Consider the following 18,378-nt stretch of genomic DNA (forward strand, 5'->3'; position numbering starts at 1 on the left):
GCCTGCGCGGACCGGGCGCGGGTCAGCGCTTGCGCTCCCACCGGCCGGATTCTTCGGACCAGTATTCGGCCTCGACCCCGGCGCCGGTCAGTTCGCGCCACTGGTCGCGCGCGCGGGCCATGGCGGCCCCGTCGCCGCCGTCGAAGAGGATGCAGCAGCGCTCCAGCCCCGCGACATGATCGGGGGCGACCGCCACACCGTCCAGCGCCATGAGGCAGGCCGGGCCGTTGGCGGCCGCCTGGTCCGGCAGGGTCAGCAGCACCGGCTGGCGCGCGTCATGCGGCCCGCCCGCCAGGCCGTGCGGCAGGAAGCCATCGCCCTGCCAGAGCTGCTGGTCCAGCATCTCCAGCCGGGCGAGCTCGGCGGCGCGCAGCTCGACCCGCCAGCCGGCGGCCAGCGCCTTGGTCAGCAGCACCGGTAGCAGCGCCTCGGCCGGGGAGCGGGTCAGGTGATAGAACAGCGCCTTGCCCATATCACCACCCCGCCCCCGGTTGGGCGCGGGTCACGCGCCCTCGTAGCCGTCGCGGATCATCCGGTCGAGGGTCATGACCCCCCAGCCCGACGCGCCCTTCGGCGCCAGATCGGTGCCGCCCGGCGGCAGGGCCACGCCCGCGATGTCGATATGCGCCCAAGCCTGCCCCTCGCGGATGAAGCGCTGCAGGAACTGCGCCGCGGTGATCGAGCCCGCCGCGCGCCCGCCGGTGTTCTTCATGTCGGCCAGGCGGCAGTCGATCAGGCTGTCATAGGCCTTGCCCAGAGGCAGGCGCCAGGCCCCCTCGCCTTCGGCCTGCGCGGCCGAGAGGATCTGGCCCGCCAGCGCGTCGTCATTGGAGAACACGCCCGCATTGTCGTGGCCCAAAGCGATGATCACCGCGCCGGTCAGCGTCGCCAGATCGACGATGGCGCGGGGCTGATAGGTCTCTTGCGCGTACCAGAGCACGTCGGCCAGCACGAGGCGGCCTTCGGCATCGGTGTTCACGACCTCGATCGTGTCGCCTTTCATCGACTTCAGGATGTCGCCGGGACGATAGGCGCGCCCGTCGGGCATGTTCTCAACCAGGCCCACCAGACCCACGACATTGGCCTTGGCGCGGCGCAGCGCCAGGGCGCGCATGGTGCCCGCGACGACGCCCGCGCCGCCCATGTCCATGGTCATCTCCTCCATGCCCGCGCCGGGCTTGATCGAGATGCCGCCGGTGTCGAAGACGACGCCCTTGCCGACCAGCGCCAGCGGCGCCTCGTCGCCGCCGCCGTTCCAGCGCATCACCACGACCTTGGAGGGCGATTCGCTGCCCTGACCCACGGCCAGCAGGGCGCGCATGCCCAGGGCGGCCAGCTGATCCTCGTCCAGGACCTCGACCTCCAGGCCGATCTCCTGCATGGCCAGCAGGCGGTCGGCGAAGTCGCTGGTGGTCAGCACGTTGGCGGGCTCGTTCACCAGATCGCGGGTGAAGAACACGCCCTCGGCCACCGCAGCGGCGTCCTGGGCGGCCTTGGCCAGCGCCTCGGGGTCCTTGACCATCACGGTCACGCGGGCCTTGTCGCCGACGGGCGCGTCCGCGGCCTCGGGCGCGTCGGCGGCCTGGGCGTCGTCCAGAACCGCGTTGCCCGCGGCGCCCTCGGCCTCGGGGACCATCCCGTCGCCCGCGGCGGGGCTGACCGGGGCGGGCGCGGGCTTGGTCTTGTAGACCGAGAAGTCATAGCCGCGCAGCGCCAGCCCGAAGGTCAGATCGCCCGCGCGCTTGTGGTTGCCCGCCAGGATCAGCGTGTGACCCCGGCCCAGTTTGGCGCCGAGGGCGGCCCCGGCGCGGCGCGCCTCGGCCTGGGTGGCGGTCGCGGGCAGCATCACCAGGACCAGCGCCTCGGCGGCCATGCCGGCAGGAAAGGCCAGCTCCAGCACCTGCCCCGGCTTCAGCGCCTTGCCGGCCTTGGAGGCCAGCGCGCGGGCGGCGGCCTCGCGCGCGGGGCGCGGCAGGCGGCCGGGCAGCTTGTCCGGGCCGGTCAGCACCAGCGCGACGCGGCCCTCATGGCCGGCCAGCGCCTCGGGGGCGGTTTCGGTGAAACTGATTTCGACGGGCTGGGTCATCGGTCTTCCTTCCGTTCGGATGCCCGTGACCCTAGCCCCCGCTCCGGCCCTTTTCCAGAGCCGCCCTTGCGGCTAAGCAGGACGGGACGTCACGCCGAGGATCCGCCATGCCGCGCATCGACCGATACATCCTGGGGCAGCTGCTGACGCTGTTCGGGTTCTTTGCCCTGGTGCTGGTGTCCGTCTACTGGATCAACCGCGCGGTCAGCCTGTTCGACGACCTGCTGAATGACGGCCAGACCGCGCTGGTGGTACTGGAGTTCACCGCGCTAACGCTGCCGCTGGTCATCTCGGTCGTGCTGCCCGTGGCGGCCTTCGCGGCGACGGCCTATGGCACGAACCGGCTGGCCGGCGAATCCGAGCTGGTGGCGATGCAGTCGGCCGGGCTGGGGCCGTGGCGGCTGGCGCGGCCGGTGCTGGTCTTCGGCGTCTTCGTGGGGGTGATGGTCGCGGTACTGGTCCACGGGCTGGTGCCCATGGCCCGCGCCCGCCTGTCCGACCGCAGCGCCGAGATTGCCGAGAACGTGACCGCGCAGTTCCTGCGCCCCGGCAGCTTCCAGTATCCGGTGCGCGGGGTGACGCTGTTCATCCGCGACGTGGCGGGCGACGGCCGCCTGCTGGACCTGTTCATCGAGGATGCGCGCGACCCCGCGGCCCAGGTCACCTATACCGCGCAGGAGGCGCTGGTGGTGCGGGCCGAGGCCGGGCCGGTGCTGGTCCTGCTGGAAGGCCTGTCCCAGACCCTGCGTCCCGGCGACGGCACCCCCAGCCTGGAGGTCACGCGATTCGCGGAGTTCAGCTATGACATGGCGGGCATGTTCGCGGGCGAGGGCGACCGGGGGCGCGACCTGCGCGACTATGGCACGCCCACCCTGCTGGCCGCGCCGCCAGCCCTGCTGAAGGCCACCGGCGCCAGTGCGGGCGACGCGCGGCGCGAGGCGCATGAGCGGCTGGCCCAGCCCCTGCTGTCGCCGGTCGCCGCGATGCTGGGCTTTGCCACGCTGATGATCGGGGGGTTCTCGCGCTTCGGGGTCTGGCGGCAGGTGGGCTGGGCGGTGCTGGGGCTGATCGGGGTGCAGTTCCTGTCCAATGCCGCCGCCAACCAGGTGGGCCGGGACGCGGACCTGTGGCCGCTGCTGTATCTGCCCGCGCTGCTGGGCGCCGCGCTCTGCGCGGGGCTTTTGTGGCTGGCCGCGCGACCGCGCGGACCCAAGGGGGGTGCGCGATGATCCTGGCGCAATATGTGGCGCGGCGCTTTCTGCGCGCCTTCCTGCTGGTCGCGGGGGTGTTCCTGCTGATCCTGTTCCTGATCGACATGATCGAGATCATCCGCCGCTTCTCGGGGCGCGGCATCGGGCTTGCGGGGGCCGCGCGGCTGGCGGGGCTGAACATCGCCGGCAGCTTCTATTCCATCCTGCCGCTGATGACGGTGCTGGCCGGGATCACGCTGTTCCTCGGCCTTGCCCGCAGTTCCGAGATGGTGGCGATCCGCGCCTCGGGCCGTTCGGGGCTTCGGGTGGTGCGCGCGCCGGTGGCCACGGCGGTGCTGCTGGGCGCCTTGGCCGTGGGGCTCCTGAACCCGCTGGTGGCCGCGACCGGCTCGCTCTACGACGACGCGGTGGCCGAGATCGACCGCGCGGGCAGCCAGACCGTCAGCCTGGGCGACAGCGCAGTCTGGCTGCGCCAGACCCTGCGCGTGAACGGGGAGGAGGCGGGCCAGGTGGTGATCCGCGCCCGCCGCGCCAGCCCGGACGCGGTGACCCTCTATGACGCCAGCTTTCTGGTCTTCGACGCCGAGGCCGGTCCCGTCCGCCGCATCGAGGCGCGCGAGGCGCGGCTGACGCCCGGGGCCTGGGACCTGCGCGAGGTCAGCGACTTTCCCCTGGACCGGCCCAACCCGCAGGCCGCGGTGACGCGCAGCGCGGCGATGACGCTGGCCTCGGACCTGACGGCGCAGCGCATCCGCGAGGGCTTCGGACGCCCCGAATCGGTGCCGGTCTGGCAGCTGCCGCAGTTCATCGCCGGGCTGGAACGGGCGGGTTTTTCCGCCGCGCGCCACAAGGTCTGGTTCCAGATGGAGCTGGCCCGGCCCTTCCTGATGGGCGCGATGGTGCTGATCGCCGCGGCCTTCACCATGCAGCATGTGCGTGGCCGCAATACCGGGGCGGCGGTGCTGATGGCCTTCGGCGCGGGGATCGCGCTGTTCTTTCTGCGCAATCTGGCGCAGGTTCTGGGCGATAACGGGCAGATCCCGCCGGTCATGGCGGCCTGGACCCCGCCCCTGGTCGGCGCGATGCTGGCCCTGGGGCTGATCCTGAGACGGGAGGACGGATGAGCGTGCGCTGGAACACCCGCCTGATGCTGCGGGCCGGGGTGGCGCTGATCGCGCTGTCCGGTCCCCTGGCCGCGCAGTCCATCTTCGACGGCGACGGCGCGATGGGCGTCACGCCCCTGACCGGCATGCCCGGCGCCCCGTTCGACGGCGGGGTGACGGCGCTGGCGCCCGAATCGGACGTGCTGGGCAGCAACCCGGTGGGCGACCGCACGCCCACCCCGCAGGACCCGGCCACCGCCGCCCCCGATGCCCGCGTGACCCTGCCCGGGGCCGCCACGCCCGGCACCGGCACGGGACCGGCCACGGTCCTGGCCGACCAGGTCCTGCTGCAGCAGGACCGGACCCTGATCGCGGCGGGCGGCGTGGTCGTCTGGCATCAAGGTGCGCGGCTGGTCGCCGAGCGCATCGTCGTGGACGGAGAGACCGGCGATCTGACGATCGAGGGGCCGATCCACCTGTCCCGCCCCGGCAGCACCGACCCCGAGACCGACGCCATCCTGATCGCCGACAGCGCCCAGCTGGACCGCGAATTGCAGGACGGCATCGTGCTGGGCGCAAGGCTGGTCCTCGCGCGCGAGCTGCAGCTGGCCGCCACCCGGCTGGAACGCAGCCAGGACGGGCGCATCAGCCAGCTGGACAATGTCGTGGCCTCCAGCTGCCAGATCTGCGCCGGCGACCCCACCCCCCTGTGGGAGATCCGCGCCCAGAGCATCGTCCACGATGCCGAGACGCGGCTGATCACCTTCGACCGCCCGCAGCTGCGCGCCCTGGGCGTGCCGCTGGCCTATGCGCCCTTCAGCGTGACCGCGCCCGACCCGACCGTTGACCGCCGCTCGGGCTTTCTGCGGCCCGAGGTGCGCACGACCTCGGGCCTGGGCTTCGGGGTCAAGCTGCCCTATTTCCAGACCCTGGGCGACAGCGCCGACCTGACCCTGACCCCCTATGTCAGCAGAAGCCGCACCCGCACGCTGGAGCTACGCTATCGCCAGGCCTTCGCCACGGGCGCGACCGAATGGAACGGCGCGATCAGCCGCGACGACCTGCGCGAGGGCGAGACCCGCGGCTATGTCTTCGGGGCGGCGCAGTTCCTGCTGCCGCGCGACTATCGCCTGGCGCTTCAGGTTCAGCAGGCCAGCGACCGCGCCTATCTGCTGGATTACGGCATCACCGATGCCGACCGGCTTTGGAGCGGCGTCAGCCTGGAACGGGTGCGCCGCGACAAGCTGTTCTGGGGCCGGGTCGGCAATTACGAATCGCTGCGCGAGGACGAGGACAACGCGACCTCGCCCACGCAGGTGGCCGACGCGATCTGGATGCGCCGCGTGACGCCGCGCCTGATCGGCGGCGAGGCGCTCTTGGAATGGTCGGCCCATGCGCACCGGCGCCCCTCGGACGACGACATCGTGGGGCGCGACGTGGCGCGGGCCTCGGTCGGGGTGGACTGGCGGCGTAGCCGGATCCTGCCGGGGGGCGTGGTGGCGGCGGCGCTGGCCGGGCTGGACGCGGATCTCTACCGCATCGCGCAGGACGACCGCTTCGACGACGTGGTGACGCGCGTCGATCCGCAGGTGGGGGTCGAGCTGCGCTGGCCCCTGGCGGGCGGTTCGGGCGGCGCCACCCATGTGGTCGAGCCGGTGGTCCAGATCCTCTACTCGCCCAACGGGCGCGACGACGACATCCCGAACGAGGACAGCCGCCTGATCGAGTTCGACGAGGGCAACCTGTTCTCCGACAACCGCTTTCCGGGCTGGGACGCGCGCGAGACCGGGCTGCGCGCCAATGTGGGCGCGACCTGGACGCGGATCGACCCGACCGGCTGGAGCCTGGGCGTCACCGGCGGGCGCATCCTGCGGGCGCGCGACGCGGACAACCTGGACGACGACACCCCCCTGGGCGGCCGGTCGTCGGACTGGCTGCTGGCGGCGCATTACGACAGCGGCACGGGCCTGGCCATCGCCAACCGCGCGCTGTTCGACGATGCCGCGCGGATTTCGCGCAACGAGCTGCGGGTGGGCTGGCTGCGGCCGGACCTGAACCTGTCGGCGGGCTACATCTGGATCGACCGCGACGAGGACGAGGGCCGCGCCGTCGATGCCTCCGAGCTGGCCGCCAATGTCGGCTGGCAGATCGCCCCCGGCTGGTGGGGCGAGGCCGAGACGCGCTATGACTTCTCGGCCGACCGGGCGCAGCGTGCGGCATTGCGCGTGGCCTATCGCAACGAGTGCATCACGCTGGAGACGGGCATCTCGCGGCGCTTCTCCAGCAGCGACCTGCTGCGGGCCGAGACCAGCTTCGACCTGTCGGTGCGTCTCGGCGGGTTCGGCGCGCAAGAGAACGGCCCCGGCACGGTGGCGCGCCGGAACTGCATGCGCTAAGTTGCGCACCAAGGACCAGATGAGGGCAAAGATGCGGCATTTCCTTTCGGGTATCGCCCTGGCGGCGGTCATCGCCACCGGGGCCGCGGCGCCAGTGGCGGCGCAGAACCTGTTCGCGCCCGTCGTCTATGTGAACGACAGCGCCGTGACCGCCTATGAGGTCGATCAGCGGATGCGGTTCCTGCAGGTCATCGGCGCCCCCGATGCCAGCGCCGCCGCCGCCGAACAGGCGCTGATCGACGACCGGCTGCGCGTGCAGGCCGCCCGCCAGATCGGCGTCGAGATCACCCCGGAGGGCCTGCAGGAGGGTCTCGAGGAATTCGCGGGCCGCGCCGGGCTGGACGCCGCCTCCTTCATCGCCCAGCTGGAACGCGCGGGCATCGAGGAGGGCGTGTTCCGCGACTTCGTCGAGGCCGGCACCGTCTGGCGCGAGGTCGTGCGCGCCCGCCTGCTGAGCCGCATCGAGATCACCGATGCCGAGATCGACCAGGCGCTGCAACGCGTGATCGAGACCCCGATCATCGACCGCGTCCTTCTGTCCGAGCTGATCATCCCCGCCCCTCCGGGCCAGGAGGCGCAGGCCCTGCAGCTGGCCGAACGCATCTCGGGCTCGCGCCCGACCGAGGCGCAGTTCGCCGAGGCCGCGCGGCAATATTCGGCCACCCCTTCGGCCGAGGCCGGCGGGCGGCTGGAGATGCTGGCCCTGGACGACCTGCCGCCCAGCCTGCGCCCGATCATCGCCGGGCTTCAGCCCGGCCAGACCACGCCCCCCCTGCCGGTCGAGGGCGCGGTGGTGCTGTTCCACCTGCGCGACGCCCAAGGCACGCTGCGCCCCGGCGCCCGCGAACAGCTGCTGGAATACCTGACCCTGCGGGTCGCCTCGACCACCGAGGCGGCGCGGCTGGCCTCGGTCGTGCAGGGCTGCGACGACCTCTTCGTGCAGGCCGGCGAGGCCTCCGCCGCCGTGCAGCGCCAGACCCTGTCGCAGGGCGCGATCCCGCAGCTGATCGCGGCGCGCCTGGCCTCGCTGGACGCCGGAGAGGCGGGCGTGGTCCCTGCCGGGGCTGCGGCCGACGTGGTCGTGCTGTGCTCGCGCCAGCCGGCGCTGGCCGCCCAGGCCCAGGTCGCCACCACCGCCCTGCCCGATGACGGGGTCGAGGCCGCGATCCCGCAATCCGCGACCCCCGGCATCCCCTCGCGCGATCAGGTCCGCGACCAGCTGTTCAACACGCGCATCAACACCGCGGCCGAAGGGCTTCTGGCCGATCTGCGCGCCGACGCGATCATCCGGCGCCCCTGATGGCGCGCGTCCTGCTGACCTGCGGCGAACCGGCGGGCGTCGGTCCCGAACTGGCGCCCTTGGCCCTGGCCGCGGGCGCCGACATCGTCTGGATGGGCGATCCGCGCCACCTGCCCCAAGGCACCGCCTGGACCCCGGTCGCGGCCCCGGGCGACACCGTGCCCCCCGGCCACCTGCCGGTCCTGCGCCATGACTTCGCCGGTCCCGCCACGCCCGGCCGCCCCGACCCCGCCCATGCCGCGGACGTCATCGCGGTCATCGCCCGCGCGGTCGATCTCGCGATGACGGGCCAAGTCGCGGCGATCTGCACCGCCCCGATCAGCAAGGAAGCCCTGATCCGCGGTGCGGGCTTCGCCTTTCCGGGCCATACCGAGTTCCTGGCGCATCTGGCGGGCGACGTGCCGGTGGCGATGATGCTGGCCTCGACCACGGTCACGCCGCCCTGCCGCGTGGTGCCCGCGACGATCCACATCCCGCTGGCGGAGGTGCCCGCGGCCCTGACCGAGCAGGCGCTGGAACAGGCGATCCGCCTGACCCATGCCGCGCTGATCCGCGACTTCGGCCTCTCCGCCCCCCGCATCGCGGTGGCTGGCCTGAACCCCCATGCGGGCGAGGGCGGGATGATGGGCACCCAGGACCGCGACCTGATCGCCCCCTTGATCGCCCGGCTGCGCGCCGAGTGCCTGCACGTCACCGGCCCCCACCCCGCCGACACGATGTTCCACGCCCCGGCCCGCGCCCGCTATGACGCGGCCATCGCCTGCTATCACGATCAGGGCCTGATCCCCATCAAGACGCTGGATTTCGACGGCGGCGTGAACGTGACGCTCGGCCTGCCCTTCATCCGCACCTCGCCCGATCACGGCACCGCCTTCGACATCGCGGGCAAGGGCCTGGCCGATCCCTCCTCCACCATCGCCGCCCTGCGCCTCGCCACCGACATGGCCGCCGCCCGCGCCCTTCTTCTTCACGACAATATCCTCAGGGGGTCGCCGGACGGGCGCCATCGGTCCGAGGCCCGACCGGCGACGGGCAGAATGCCCCCAGCATCCGGCAAGGCACCATGATCGACGACCTCCCCCCCCTGCGCGAGGTGATCGCCACCCATGACCTGCGCGCGAAAAAGCAGCTGGGCCAGAACTTCCTCCTGGACCTGAACCTGACGCACAAGATCGCGCGACAGGCGGGCGAGCTGACCGGCTGCGACGTGCTGGAGGTCGGCCCCGGCCCCGGCGGGCTGACCCGCGGCCTTCTGGCCTGCGGCGCGCGCCATGTTCTGGCCATCGAAAAGGACCCCCGCGCCCTGCCCGCGCTGGCCCAGATCGCCGAGGCCTATCCGGGCCGCCTGACCGTCATCAACGGCGACGCGCTGGAGATCGACCCGCTGGCGCATCTGACGCCGCCCATCCGCATCGCCGCGAACCTGCCCTACAACGTGGGCACCGAACTGCTGATCCGCTGGCTGACGCCCAAGGACTGGCCGCCCTTCTGGCAATCGCTGACGCTGATGTTCCAGCGCGAGGTGGCCGAACGCATCGTGGCCCGCCCCGGATCGAAGGCCTATGGCCGGCTGGCGCTTCTGGCGCAGTGGCGCGCGGATGCGCAGATCGTGATGTCCCTGCCGCCCGAGGCCTTCGTGCCCGCGCCCAAGGTCCATTCGGCGGTCGTCCACCTGACCGCCCTGCCCGAGCCGCGCTTTCCCGCCGATGCGGCGGTCCTGTCGCAGGTGACGGCGGCGGGCTTCAACCAGCGCCGCAAGATGCTGCGCGCCAGCCTGAAATCCCTGCATCCGCAGATCGAGGCCCTGCTGGAGGAGGCGGGCATCCCCCCCACCGCCCGCGCCGAGGAGATCGGCCTGGAACGCTTCTGCGCGCTGGCCCGCCTGCTCAAGGCCGCGCGGCAGGGCTGACCCCCGAACGAAAAAGGGCGCACCCGCAGGCGCGCCCTCTCCGAGTCAGATCAGCACAGGCTCACTCCGCCTCGTCCTCGCGCGGGGCGGCGGGGACAGGCTTGCGGCGGCTGCGCACCGGAGCCGCGGCTTCGCCACCCTCGACGGGGGCCGCCGGGCGCGGGGCGCGGCTGCGGGGCGTGCGGCTGCGCACGGTCTTCGGCGCGGCTTCGGGCGCGCTTTCCGCGGGTTGGGCGTCGGTCTCGGGGGTGTGGACGGGGGCTGCACCGTCCTCGTCGCGGGCCGAGATCACGTCGGGCAGGGTCGGCTGCTCGTCCTGCAGCACCGGCCGCGCCTCGCGGAGGCCGCCGTCACGCGGCGCGTTGTCGCGCCCCTGATTCTCGCGGCTCTGGTCACGCTGCTGATCGCGGCCCTGATCGCGCTGATGGTCACGCTGGCCATCGCGGTTCTGCCCATCACGGTTCTGGAAGTCACGGTTCTGGCCGTCACGCTGGTCGCGGTGACCGCCGTTGCCGTTGCCATTGCCGGTCTGGTGATAGCCGTGACCGCCCTGATGGTCGTCGTCGCGACCTTGGCCCTGCTGGCCCTGGCGCTCGGCCATCTCGCGGTTCGCCTCGCCCAGCATGCGGGTGTAGTGCTCGGCATGCTGCAGGAAGCTCTGTTCCGCCACGCGGTCATGGGACAGCTGGGCGTCGCGGGCCAGCGTCAGGTATTTCTCGATGATCTGCTGGGGGGTGCCGCGCACCTTGCCCTCGGGCCCCGAGCTGTCGAAGACGCGATTGGTGATGTTCCCCAGCGTACGCTGGCGGTTCGATTTGCTACGCGAGCGGGATTTTGATGATCTCATCAGTCTTGTCTGCAAGGTTTCCGGGCGTCGGGGTGCCAGAATGAACTGGACGGTGATGCGGGATGGCTACGGGGGCGGTGACCTCTCCGTTCAGCCCGGACCTGTCCCATCCGCGACGCGTCGCTGCGTCCCTTCGGTATCGGCGGTTTCGGGCTGACCCATGCGCCGGCCCAAGGCCCGTCGCACGCCGTCGACTAACCATGCCCCGCGCCCCAAGACAAGGGAAAACTGCGGAAAACCCGCGCCAATGGGCGTCAAACCGCCGGATCGCCGCCGAATTCCGCCAGCACCACCCGGTCGCGCCCGTCCAGGTCGGGCAGCACCCTGACCCGCGCGCCCCGGGCCGCGAAAAGGCCCGCGACCGCCTGGCCCTGGCTTGGCCCGATCTCGACCAGCACGGCGCCCTGGGCGGTCAGGTGGTCGCCTGCGCCCGCCGCGATCTCGCGATAGGCACCCAAGCCGTCGCCGCCGTCGGTCAGGGCCTGATGCGGCTCCCAATCGCGCACGTCGGGGTCCAGAAGCGGCATCTCCACCGCCGCGATATAGGGCGGGTTCGACACGATCAGGTCGAACTGTCCCTCGACCCCCGCGAACCAGTCGGCGCGGCGGAACCGGGCATCGACCCCGATGCGGCGCGCATTGTGCCGCGCCACCGCCAGCGCCGCCTCCGAGATGTCGGTGCCGACCCCTTGCGTCCCCGCCCGCGCCGCCAGAAGCGAGATCAGGATCGCCCCCGTCCCGGTCCCGAGGTCCAGCACCCGCCGCCACGGCCGGGCCAGCGCGGCCTCGACCAGCGCCTCGGTCTCGGGGCGCGGGTCCAGCGTGTCGGGCGTCACCCGGAACCGATGCGCCCAGAAGTCGCGGAACCCCACGATCTGCGCGACCGGCTGGCGCAGGGCGCGCGCGGCGATGCCGCGATGAAAGGTCGCCGCCTGGTCGGGCGTCAGGTCGCGGTCGTCGGTCACGCGCAGCTGTCCCGGCTCGATCTCCAGCACCGCCGCCAGGATGCGGTCCGCGTCGCGCGCCGCCCCCGCGATGCCGGCCGCACGCAGCAGCGCCGCGCCCTCGGCCTGGGCGCGCGACAGCCTCACAGGGCCTCGGCCAGGCGCGCGGCCTGGTCATGCGCCGTCAACGCGTCGATGGTCTCGGTCAGGTCACCCGCCATGATGCGGTCCAGCGCATAGAGCGTCAGGTTGATGCGGTGATCGGTCATGCGGCCCTGTGGAAAGTTGTAGGTGCGGATGCGTTCGCTGCGGTCGCCGCTGCCCACCTGCGCGCGCCGGTCGGCGGCGCGTTCGGCATCGGCCGCCGCGCGCTGCATGTCGTACAGACGCGCGCGCAGCACCGCCATCGCGTTGGCGCGGTTCTGGTGCTGGGACTTCTCGCTGCTGGTGACGACGATGCCGGTGGGCAGGTGGGTGATGCGCACCGCCGAATCGGTGGTGTTGACGTGCTGGCCGCCCGCGCCGGATGCGCGCATCGTGTCGATGCGGATGTCGGCGGCGGGGATGTCGATGGCGACGTCCTCGGCGGCTTCGGGCAGGACGGCGACGGTGGCCGCGCTGGTATGGATGCGCCCGCCCGATTCGGTGGTGGGCACGCGCTGGACGCGGTGGACGCCGGATTCGTACTTCATCCGGGCAAAGACTCCCTCGCCCTCGATCCGGGCGATGGCCTCCTTGACGCCGCCCAGCTCGGTCCGGGTCAGCTCCAGCATCTGGAACTGCCAGCCCTGCCCCTCCGCATGGCGGCGATACATCTCCAGCAGGTCGCCCGCGAACAGCGCCGCCTCGTCGCCCCCCGTGCCGGGCCGGATCTCCAGGATCGCGGGCTGCGCGTCCGCCGCGTCGCGCGGCAGCAGCGCGATGCGCAGATCCCGCTCCAACGCGGGCAGCTCCGCCTCCAGGCGGCGCAGCTCGTCTTGGGCCAGGTCGCGCAACTCGGGGTCCGACAGCAGGGCGCGGGCCTCCTCCAGCCCGGCGCGGCCGGCGCGCCAGCGGTCGATCTGGGCCACGACGGGCTTCAGCTCCGCATATTCGCGGCTGATGCGGGCGATCTGGTCGGGGGCGGCGCCGTCGTTCAGCTGCGCCTCGAGAAACTCGAAACGCTGGACGATCTGGGCAAGGCGGTCTTCGGGCAACATGGCTGCGCCTTACCCCCCGGCCCGCGTGGCGACAAGCCGCCGATGCAGGCGCGACGCCGGGGGGGTCCGGGGGGCGCGCAGCCCCCCGGCGCGGCGCGGGACGCCATTCATCGCCGACCCCAGCCCAAGAGTGCGATCAGCTCCATGCCGACATGGGCCCCCGCGATGGCCGTGGCCCCGGTCGTGTCATAGGGCGGAGAGACCTCGACCACGTCGCCGCCGATCAGACGGGTCCCCGCAAGCCCGCGCATCAGCGCCGCCGCCTGCCAGCTGGCCAAGCCCCCCCAGACCGGCGTGCCCGTGCCTGGCGCGAAGGCCGGGTCCAGCGCGTCGATGTCGAAGGTCAAATAGCAGGGCCGGTCCCCCACCACCGCGCGCATCCGCGCCAGCGTCGCCTCGACCCCGTCCCGATGGACCGAGGGCGCGTCCAGGATCGTCACCCCCATCGTGTCCGGATTGTCGGTGCGGATGCCCACCGACACGCTGGCCGCCGGATCAACCAACCCCTCGCGGATCGCTTTGTAGAGGAAGGTGCCGTGGTCGATCCGCTCCGCGTCGTCATCGACCCAGGTGTCGGAATGCGCGTCGAACTGGATCAGCGCGACCGGCCCGCGCCGCGCCGCCACCGCGCGCAGGATCGGCAGCGTGATGAAGTGATCGCCCCCGAAGGTCACGGGCGCCGCGCCCGCATCCAGGATGGTGCCCAGATGCGCCTCGATCCGGCCCGGCACGTCGCGCACCATCGCATAGTCGAACGCCATGTCGCCGTAATCCACGACATCCATCACCGACAGCGGATCATAGCCCCAGCCATAGGGCGCATCGAAGGCCTGCAGGGTCGATGCCTCGCGGATCGCCCGCGGCCCGAAGCGGCTGCCCGGCCGATGCGTCACCGCCTGGTCGAAGGGGATGCCCGTCACCGCCACATCGACCCCGGTCAGGTCCTTGGTATAGCGGCGGCGCAGGAAGCTGGTCGCACCGCCGAAGGCGTTCTCGAAGGACAGCCCGCGCAGGCCGTCGCGGGTGAAGGCCTGATCGACCTGGGTCTTGGCATCTTCCAGCGCCATCGCATCCTGTCCTTGCTGAGCGTCGCGGGGGGTGCGTCGCGGGGGGTGCGTCGCGGGGGGTGCGTCGCGGGGGGGTGCGTCGCGGGGCGCAGAGTGGCCGCGCCCTCGCGCGACCGCAAGGGCCATCAGCGCACCAGCACCGGCGCGCCCGTGGTCATGTCCGTGCCGCGATAGGGCTTTCTCGCCGCCTTCCACGCGCCGAACCCGCCCTCCAGATGGGCGATACGGTCCACGACCCCCGCCTCGAGGATCTGCCTGCCCACCGCCTCGGACCGCTTGGAGCCGCCGCAATAGAGGACCACCGGCTTCTCCCCGCCCAGGGGCAGGCGTTCGGGCACGATATAGGCCATGGGCGCCAGCAGCGCGCCCTCGATATGCTCCTGGATGAACTCGGCCGGGCTGCGCACGTCGATCATCGCGATCTCGTCGGCGGCCAGGGCGCGGGCGACCTCGTCGGGGGTCCAGGTCTCCAGGGTTCCGTGCCCGGTCTCTTCGGTTCTCATCGGCGGCGCTCCCGGTGCCAGGGGTGGGGATGGGCGCGGCCGTCGGACGCGCGTCACGGGCAACGGCGCGGGCCGCGATGCGGTTCCCGGGCCCGGCGCCCGCACGGCGAATCGCCTTGCAATCGCGCCGATCGCTGCTAGAAGACCCCATCCTTCCGCCATGCTTCCTCTGTAACGGCGCAGCCTCTCGTGACGGGTGCGGAAGGGACGACCCGTCGATGAAATGCGCACAGACACCGAAAGGATCGCCATGCCTCTGTACGAGCATGTGCTGATCGCCCGCCAGGACCTGTCGAACACGCAGGCCGAAGGGCTGATCGAACACTTCTCAACCGTTCTCGCCGATAACGGCGGCAAGGTCGTCGAGCACGAATACTGGGGTGTGCGCACCCTGGCCTACAAGATCAACAAGAACCGCAAGGGCCATTACGCCTTCCTGCGCACCGACGCCCCCTCGGCCGCGGTGCTGGAGATGGAACGCCTGGCCCGCCTGCATGACGACGTGATGCGCGTGATGACCATCCGCGTGGACGAGCATCAGGAAGGCCCCTCGGTCCAGATGCAGAAGCGCGAAGAGCGTGGCGAGCGCGGTGACCGTGGCGACCGTCCGCGGGGCGACCGTCCCGACCGTGGCGACCGCGATCGCGGCGACCGTGGTGATCGTGGCGGCGACCGCGGCGAACGCCGCGAGCGGAACTGAGAGGATCTGACGAATGGCCAACAAACCCTTCTTCCGTCGCCGCAAGGTCTGCCCGTTCTCGGGGGATAACGCACCTGCGATCGACTACAAGGATACCCGCCTGCTGCAGCGCTACATCAGCGAACGCGGCAAGATCGTGCCCTCGCGCATCACCGCCGTCTCGGCCAAGAAGCAGCGCGAGCTGGCCCGTGCCATCAAGCGCGCCCGCTTCCTGGCCCTGCTGCCCTATGTCGTGAAGTAAGGAGACCTGAACGATGCAAGTCATCCTGCTGGAACGTGTGGCCAAGCTGGGCCAGATGGGCGACGTCGTGAACGTCAAGCAAGGCTTCGCACGCAACTATCTCCTGCCCCAGGGCAAGGCGATGCGTGCGTCGGAAGCCAACATCAAGGCTTTCGAAGGTCAGAAGGCGCAGCTGGAGACCCGCAACGCGGAGTCGAAGGCCGAAGCCCAGAAGATCGCCGAGAAGCTGGACGGCCAGACCTTCGTGGTCATCCGTTCCGCCTCCGATTCGGGCGCGCTCTACGGTTCGGTCACCACGCGTGACGCGGCCGATGCGGCGACCGAGGCCGGCTTCACCGTCGACCGCAAGTCGGTCGTCCTGCGCGAGCCGATCAAGGAGCTGGGCCTGCATGACGTCTCCGTCGTGCTGCACCCCGAGGTCGAGGCGACGATCACCATGAACGTCGCGCGTTCCGCCGAAGAGGCCGAGCTGCAGGCGCAGGGCAAGTCCATCCAGGACCTGGCCGCCGAAGCCGATGCCGAGGCCGAGTTCGAGATCGCCGAGCTGTTCGACGATATCGGCGCCGCCAATGACGGCGACGACGACCGGAACTGATCGGTTCGTTAAAAGTTAAGACAAATCGCCGCGCCGGGAAACCGGCGCGGTTTTTCGTTCGTTGTCCGCGAAATTGTCACCACAGCTTCGACGGATTAGCATGGATCAGATCTTGGGCGATCTCTGGGCGGTCGCCATCGACCCGCAAAGAAGGACGGCGACCATGACCGACCCGCTCAGCCGCATGCTGTCCACGCGGCCCCATGTCCTGGCCGACGGCGCCACCGGCACCGCGCTGATGAACATGGGTCTGGGCCAGGAGCCGGCCGAGCTGTGGAACCTGACCCGCCCCGAGGATGTCGCCCGTCTCTATCGCGGCGCGGTCGAGGCGGGGTCGGACCTGTTCCTGACCAACAGCTTCGGCGCCAATGCCAGCCGCCTGCGCGTGGCGGGCCTGTCCGACCAGGTGGGCTCGATGAACCGTCGCGCCGCCCAGATCGCCCGCCAGGTCGCGGACACCGCCGGGCGCGACGTGATCGTGGCCGGTTCGATCGGGCCGATCGGAGAGTTCATGGCACCGATGGGCAGCCTGACCCATGCCCGCGCGGTCGAGATGTTCCACGAACAGGCCGAGGCCCTGCGCGAGGGCGGCGCAGACATCCTCTGGGTCGAGACGCTAGCCTCGCTGGAGGAACTGCGCGCCGCCTCCGAGGCCGCGCGCCGCGTCGGCATGGCGTGGTGCGGCTGCCTCAGCTTCGATACCGCCGGGCGCACCATCATGGGCGTGACGCCCGCGCAGCTGGCGGCCGCGGTGGAGGCCCTGCCCCATCCGCCCGTCGCATATGGCGCGAATTGCGGCATCGGTGCCTCCGACCTGCTGCGCACGGTCGCGGGCTTCGTCGCGTCGGGCAACGAACGCCCGATCATCGCCAAGGGCAATGCCGGGGTGCCGCATCTGCTGCATGGCGACATCCATTACGACGGCACGCCCGAGCTGATGGCCGATTACGCCTGCTTGGCCCGCGACATGGGGGTGCGGGTGATCGGCGGCTGCTGCGGGACCATGCCCGCGCATCTGCGCGCCATGCGCGAGGCGCTGGAGAGCCGCCCGCAGGGGCTGCGCCCCTCACTGGACCAGATCACCGCCAAGCTGGGCGGCTTTGCCAGCGCGCGGCACTAGAACAGCGACAGCTGATCCCCGGCGCGGGGCGGCGGGCCGAAGCGGCTGCAGTCCAAGGGCGGACCGCCCTCGCGATAGCCCAGCCTGCGCCGCGCCAGCCGGAACCGCTGCTGCGCCAGCTGGGCATGCAGCCCCTCTCCGCGAAAGCGGTGCCCGAAGCGCGGGTCGTTGTCGCGCCCACCGCGCATGTCCTGCACCCGGTTCATCACATGCGCGGCCATGCCGGGACGGTGCCGCTCCAGCCAGTCGCGAAACAGCGGCGCCACCTCATGCGGCAGGCGCAAGGGGATCATCGTGGCGGTGGTGGCGCCCGCCTCGCGCGCGGCGGTCAGGATAGCCTCGATCTCGGGCTCGGTCAGAACGGGGATGACCGGGGCGACCATCACCCGGACCGGCACGCCCGCCCGCGACAGGTCGCGGATCATCCGCAGCCGGGTGGCGGGCGCGGGCGCACGCGGCTCCAGCGCGCGGGCCAGATCCGCGTCCAGCGTGGTCACGCTGACCCCCACCGCCGCCTGATCGCGCGCCGCCATCTCGGCCCAGAGGTCCAGATCGCGCAGCACCGTCCTACCGCGCGTCACCAGCGTCACCGGATGGTTCCAGTCGCGCAGCACCCGCAGGATACCCGGCATGATCGCCAGCCGCGCCTCGACCGGCTGATATGGGTCGGTGTTGGTGCCAAGCGCGATGGGCGCGGGGCGATAGCTGGGCCGGGCCAGTTCGCGCGCCAGCAACGCCGCGGCATCGGGCTTGGCGGTGATCCGCGTCTCGAAATCCAGCCCCGGCGACAGGCCGAGATAGGCATGGCTGGGCCGGGCATAGCAGTAGATGCAGCCATGCTCGCAGCCCCGATAGGGGTTGATCGAGCGGTCGAAGCTGATGTCTGGAGAGCTGTTGCGCGTGATGATGCTGCGCGGACGTTCGGTCGTGACCTCGGTCCGCAGCAGGGCCTCATCCTCGGGGATGTCCCAATCGTCGGATTCCCGGATGCGGCTCTCGCGCTCGAACCGCCCGGCGGGGCGGGTGTCGGCCCCACGGGCCTTCAGGCGCTGATCAGGATCACGGGGCGGCAACATGGAGCGATTATAGAACATAAACGGAACATCGCAAGCGCGCGGTTGATGTCCCCCGCCCCCGCCCACATCTTGACCCCAGAC

The 18,378-nt window shown here is 71.6% G+C and carries 18 protein-coding genes; 10 read left to right on the forward strand and 8 right to left on the reverse strand.

All coding sequences use genetic code 11. The features are described 5' to 3' along the window. Positions 1-22: 22 nt before the first annotated feature. Positions 23-472, reverse strand: a complete 450-nt coding sequence (locus AACG61_RS13785) for a DNA polymerase III subunit chi (protein ID WP_411837676.1) — start codon at positions 470-472, stop codon at positions 23-25. Between the two features lie 30 nt (positions 473-502). Beyond that, positions 503-2,086: a leucyl aminopeptidase gene (locus AACG61_RS13790; protein WP_411837677.1), complete on the reverse strand. Its 1,584-nt coding sequence runs from the start codon at positions 2,084-2,086 to the stop codon at positions 503-505. A gap of 107 nt (positions 2,087-2,193) precedes the next feature. Here AACG61_RS13790 and lptF point away from each other — a divergent pair, with 107 nt between their 5' ends. The 6 genes from lptF to rsmA are packed head-to-tail and all read left to right on the forward strand — an operon-like array spanning position 2,194 to position 10,005. Next, a complete protein-coding gene (gene lptF / locus AACG61_RS13795; protein WP_411837678.1) occupies positions 2,194-3,315 on the forward strand; it encodes an LPS export ABC transporter permease LptF in 1,122 nt (373 codons plus the stop codon). Next, entirely contained in the window at positions 3,312-4,421 is a 1,110-nt protein-coding gene (gene lptG / locus AACG61_RS13800) for an LPS export ABC transporter permease LptG (RefSeq protein ID WP_411837679.1), read from the forward strand. The genes lptF and lptG overlap by 4 nt, the downstream gene beginning before the upstream one ends. After that, positions 4,418-6,796: an LPS-assembly protein LptD gene (locus AACG61_RS13805; protein WP_411837680.1), complete on the forward strand. Its 2,379-nt coding sequence runs from the start codon at positions 4,418-4,420 to the stop codon at positions 6,794-6,796. The genes lptG and AACG61_RS13805 overlap by 4 nt, the downstream gene beginning before the upstream one ends. 19 nt (positions 6,797-6,815) lie before the next feature. Continuing rightward, entirely contained in the window at positions 6,816-8,096 is a 1,281-nt protein-coding gene (locus AACG61_RS13810; RefSeq protein ID WP_411837681.1) for a peptidylprolyl isomerase, read from the forward strand. Next, on the forward strand, positions 8,093-9,163 hold the full coding sequence (gene pdxA, locus AACG61_RS13815; RefSeq protein WP_411839530.1) for a 4-hydroxythreonine-4-phosphate dehydrogenase PdxA: 1,071 nt from the start codon (positions 8,093-8,095) through the stop codon (positions 9,161-9,163). The genes AACG61_RS13810 and pdxA overlap by 4 nt, the downstream gene beginning before the upstream one ends. After that, positions 9,160-10,005: a 16S rRNA (adenine(1518)-N(6)/adenine(1519)-N(6))-dimethyltransferase RsmA gene (gene rsmA / locus AACG61_RS13820; protein ID WP_411837682.1), complete on the forward strand. Its 846-nt coding sequence runs from the start codon at positions 9,160-9,162 to the stop codon at positions 10,003-10,005. Before pdxA ends, rsmA begins: the two co-directional genes overlap by 4 nt. A gap of 61 nt (positions 10,006-10,066) precedes the next feature. On the opposite strand, the gene AACG61_RS13825 is transcribed toward rsmA, so the two are convergent. From AACG61_RS13825 to AACG61_RS13845, 5 genes are all read right to left on the reverse strand, one after another. After that, positions 10,067-10,852 (reverse strand): DUF4167 domain-containing protein, encoded by a 786-nt coding sequence (locus AACG61_RS13825; protein WP_411837683.1) that lies wholly within the window; start codon positions 10,850-10,852, stop codon positions 10,067-10,069. Between the two features lie 254 nt (positions 10,853-11,106). Next, on the reverse strand, positions 11,107-11,943 hold the full coding sequence (gene prmC, locus AACG61_RS13830) for a peptide chain release factor N(5)-glutamine methyltransferase (protein ID WP_411837684.1): 837 nt from the start codon (positions 11,941-11,943) through the stop codon (positions 11,107-11,109). Further along, entirely contained in the window at positions 11,940-12,995 is a 1,056-nt protein-coding gene (gene prfA / locus AACG61_RS13835) for a peptide chain release factor 1 (RefSeq protein WP_411837685.1), read from the reverse strand. The genes prmC and prfA overlap by 4 nt, the downstream gene beginning before the upstream one ends. A gap of 107 nt (positions 12,996-13,102) precedes the next feature. Beyond that, on the reverse strand, positions 13,103-14,062 hold the full coding sequence (gene speB, locus AACG61_RS13840; protein ID WP_411837686.1) for an agmatinase: 960 nt from the start codon (positions 14,060-14,062) through the stop codon (positions 13,103-13,105). A gap of 125 nt (positions 14,063-14,187) precedes the next feature. After that, entirely contained in the window at positions 14,188-14,565 is a 378-nt protein-coding gene (locus tag AACG61_RS13845) for a rhodanese-like domain-containing protein (protein ID WP_411837687.1), read from the reverse strand. A gap of 250 nt (positions 14,566-14,815) precedes the next feature. Here AACG61_RS13845 and rpsF point away from each other — a divergent pair, with 250 nt between their 5' ends. From rpsF to bmt, 4 genes are all read left to right on the forward strand, one after another. Beyond that, positions 14,816-15,265, forward strand: coding sequence for a 30S ribosomal protein S6 (rpsF, locus tag AACG61_RS13850; RefSeq protein WP_411837688.1), 450 nt, complete (start codon positions 14,816-14,818; stop codon positions 15,263-15,265). 13 nt (positions 15,266-15,278) lie between these two features. Further along, positions 15,279-15,506 (forward strand): 30S ribosomal protein S18, encoded by a 228-nt coding sequence (gene rpsR / locus AACG61_RS13855; protein WP_042247758.1) that lies wholly within the window; start codon positions 15,279-15,281, stop codon positions 15,504-15,506. A gap of 13 nt (positions 15,507-15,519) precedes the next feature. Continuing rightward, on the forward strand, positions 15,520-16,101 hold the full coding sequence (gene rplI / locus AACG61_RS13860; protein WP_411837689.1) for a 50S ribosomal protein L9: 582 nt from the start codon (positions 15,520-15,522) through the stop codon (positions 16,099-16,101). Positions 16,102-16,264: 163 nt separating this feature from the next. After that, positions 16,265-17,221 (forward strand): betaine--homocysteine S-methyltransferase, encoded by a 957-nt coding sequence (gene bmt, locus AACG61_RS13865; RefSeq protein ID WP_411839531.1) that lies wholly within the window; start codon positions 16,265-16,267, stop codon positions 17,219-17,221. Here the strand turns inward: bmt and AACG61_RS13870 are convergent. After that, positions 17,218-18,297, reverse strand: coding sequence for a PA0069 family radical SAM protein (locus AACG61_RS13870; RefSeq protein ID WP_411837690.1), 1,080 nt, complete (start codon positions 18,295-18,297; stop codon positions 17,218-17,220). The two genes, bmt and AACG61_RS13870, sit on opposite strands and share 4 nt — an antisense overlap. Between the last annotated feature and the right edge of the window lie 81 nt (positions 18,298-18,378).

Source organism: Paracoccus sp. ME4, assembly GCF_046736325.1.
GTDB lineage: Bacteria > Pseudomonadota > Alphaproteobacteria > Rhodobacterales > Rhodobacteraceae > Paracoccus.

What these genes read in the sequence shown, in the direction of transcription:
- AACG61_RS13785 (WP_411837676.1), bottom strand. Translation starts at nt 472, where the DNA reads ATGGGCAAGGCGCTGTTCTATCACCTGACCCGCTCCCCGGCCGAGGCG.
- AACG61_RS13790 (WP_411837677.1), bottom strand. Translation starts at nt 2,086, where the DNA reads ATGACCCAGCCCGTCGAAATCAGTTTCACCGAAACCGCCCCCGAGGCG.
- lptF (WP_411837678.1), top strand. Translation starts at nt 2,194, where the DNA reads ATGCCGCGCATCGACCGATACATCCTGGGGCAGCTGCTGACGCTGTTC.
- lptG (WP_411837679.1), top strand. Translation starts at nt 3,312, where the DNA reads ATGATCCTGGCGCAATATGTGGCGCGGCGCTTTCTGCGCGCCTTCCTG.
- AACG61_RS13805 (WP_411837680.1), top strand. Translation starts at nt 4,418, where the DNA reads ATGAGCGTGCGCTGGAACACCCGCCTGATGCTGCGGGCCGGGGTGGCG.
- AACG61_RS13810 (WP_411837681.1), top strand. Translation starts at nt 6,816, where the DNA reads ATGAGGGCAAAGATGCGGCATTTCCTTTCGGGTATCGCCCTGGCGGCG.
- rsmA (WP_411837682.1), top strand. Translation starts at nt 9,160, where the DNA reads ATGATCGACGACCTCCCCCCCCTGCGCGAGGTGATCGCCACCCATGAC.
- AACG61_RS13825 (WP_411837683.1), bottom strand. Translation starts at nt 10,852, where the DNA reads ATGAGATCATCAAAATCCCGCTCGCGTAGCAAATCGAACCGCCAGCGT.
- prfA (WP_411837685.1), bottom strand. Translation starts at nt 12,995, where the DNA reads ATGTTGCCCGAAGACCGCCTTGCCCAGATCGTCCAGCGTTTCGAGTTT.
- speB (WP_411837686.1), bottom strand. Translation starts at nt 14,062, where the DNA reads ATGGCGCTGGAAGATGCCAAGACCCAGGTCGATCAGGCCTTCACCCGC.
- AACG61_RS13845 (WP_411837687.1), bottom strand. Translation starts at nt 14,565, where the DNA reads ATGAGAACCGAAGAGACCGGGCACGGAACCCTGGAGACCTGGACCCCC.
- rpsF (WP_411837688.1), top strand. Translation starts at nt 14,816, where the DNA reads ATGCCTCTGTACGAGCATGTGCTGATCGCCCGCCAGGACCTGTCGAAC.
- rpsR (WP_042247758.1), top strand. Translation starts at nt 15,279, where the DNA reads ATGGCCAACAAACCCTTCTTCCGTCGCCGCAAGGTCTGCCCGTTCTCG.
- rplI (WP_411837689.1), top strand. Translation starts at nt 15,520, where the DNA reads ATGCAAGTCATCCTGCTGGAACGTGTGGCCAAGCTGGGCCAGATGGGC.
- bmt (WP_411839531.1), top strand. Translation starts at nt 16,265, where the DNA reads ATGACCGACCCGCTCAGCCGCATGCTGTCCACGCGGCCCCATGTCCTG.
- AACG61_RS13870 (WP_411837690.1), bottom strand. Translation starts at nt 18,297, where the DNA reads ATGTTGCCGCCCCGTGATCCTGATCAGCGCCTGAAGGCCCGTGGGGCC.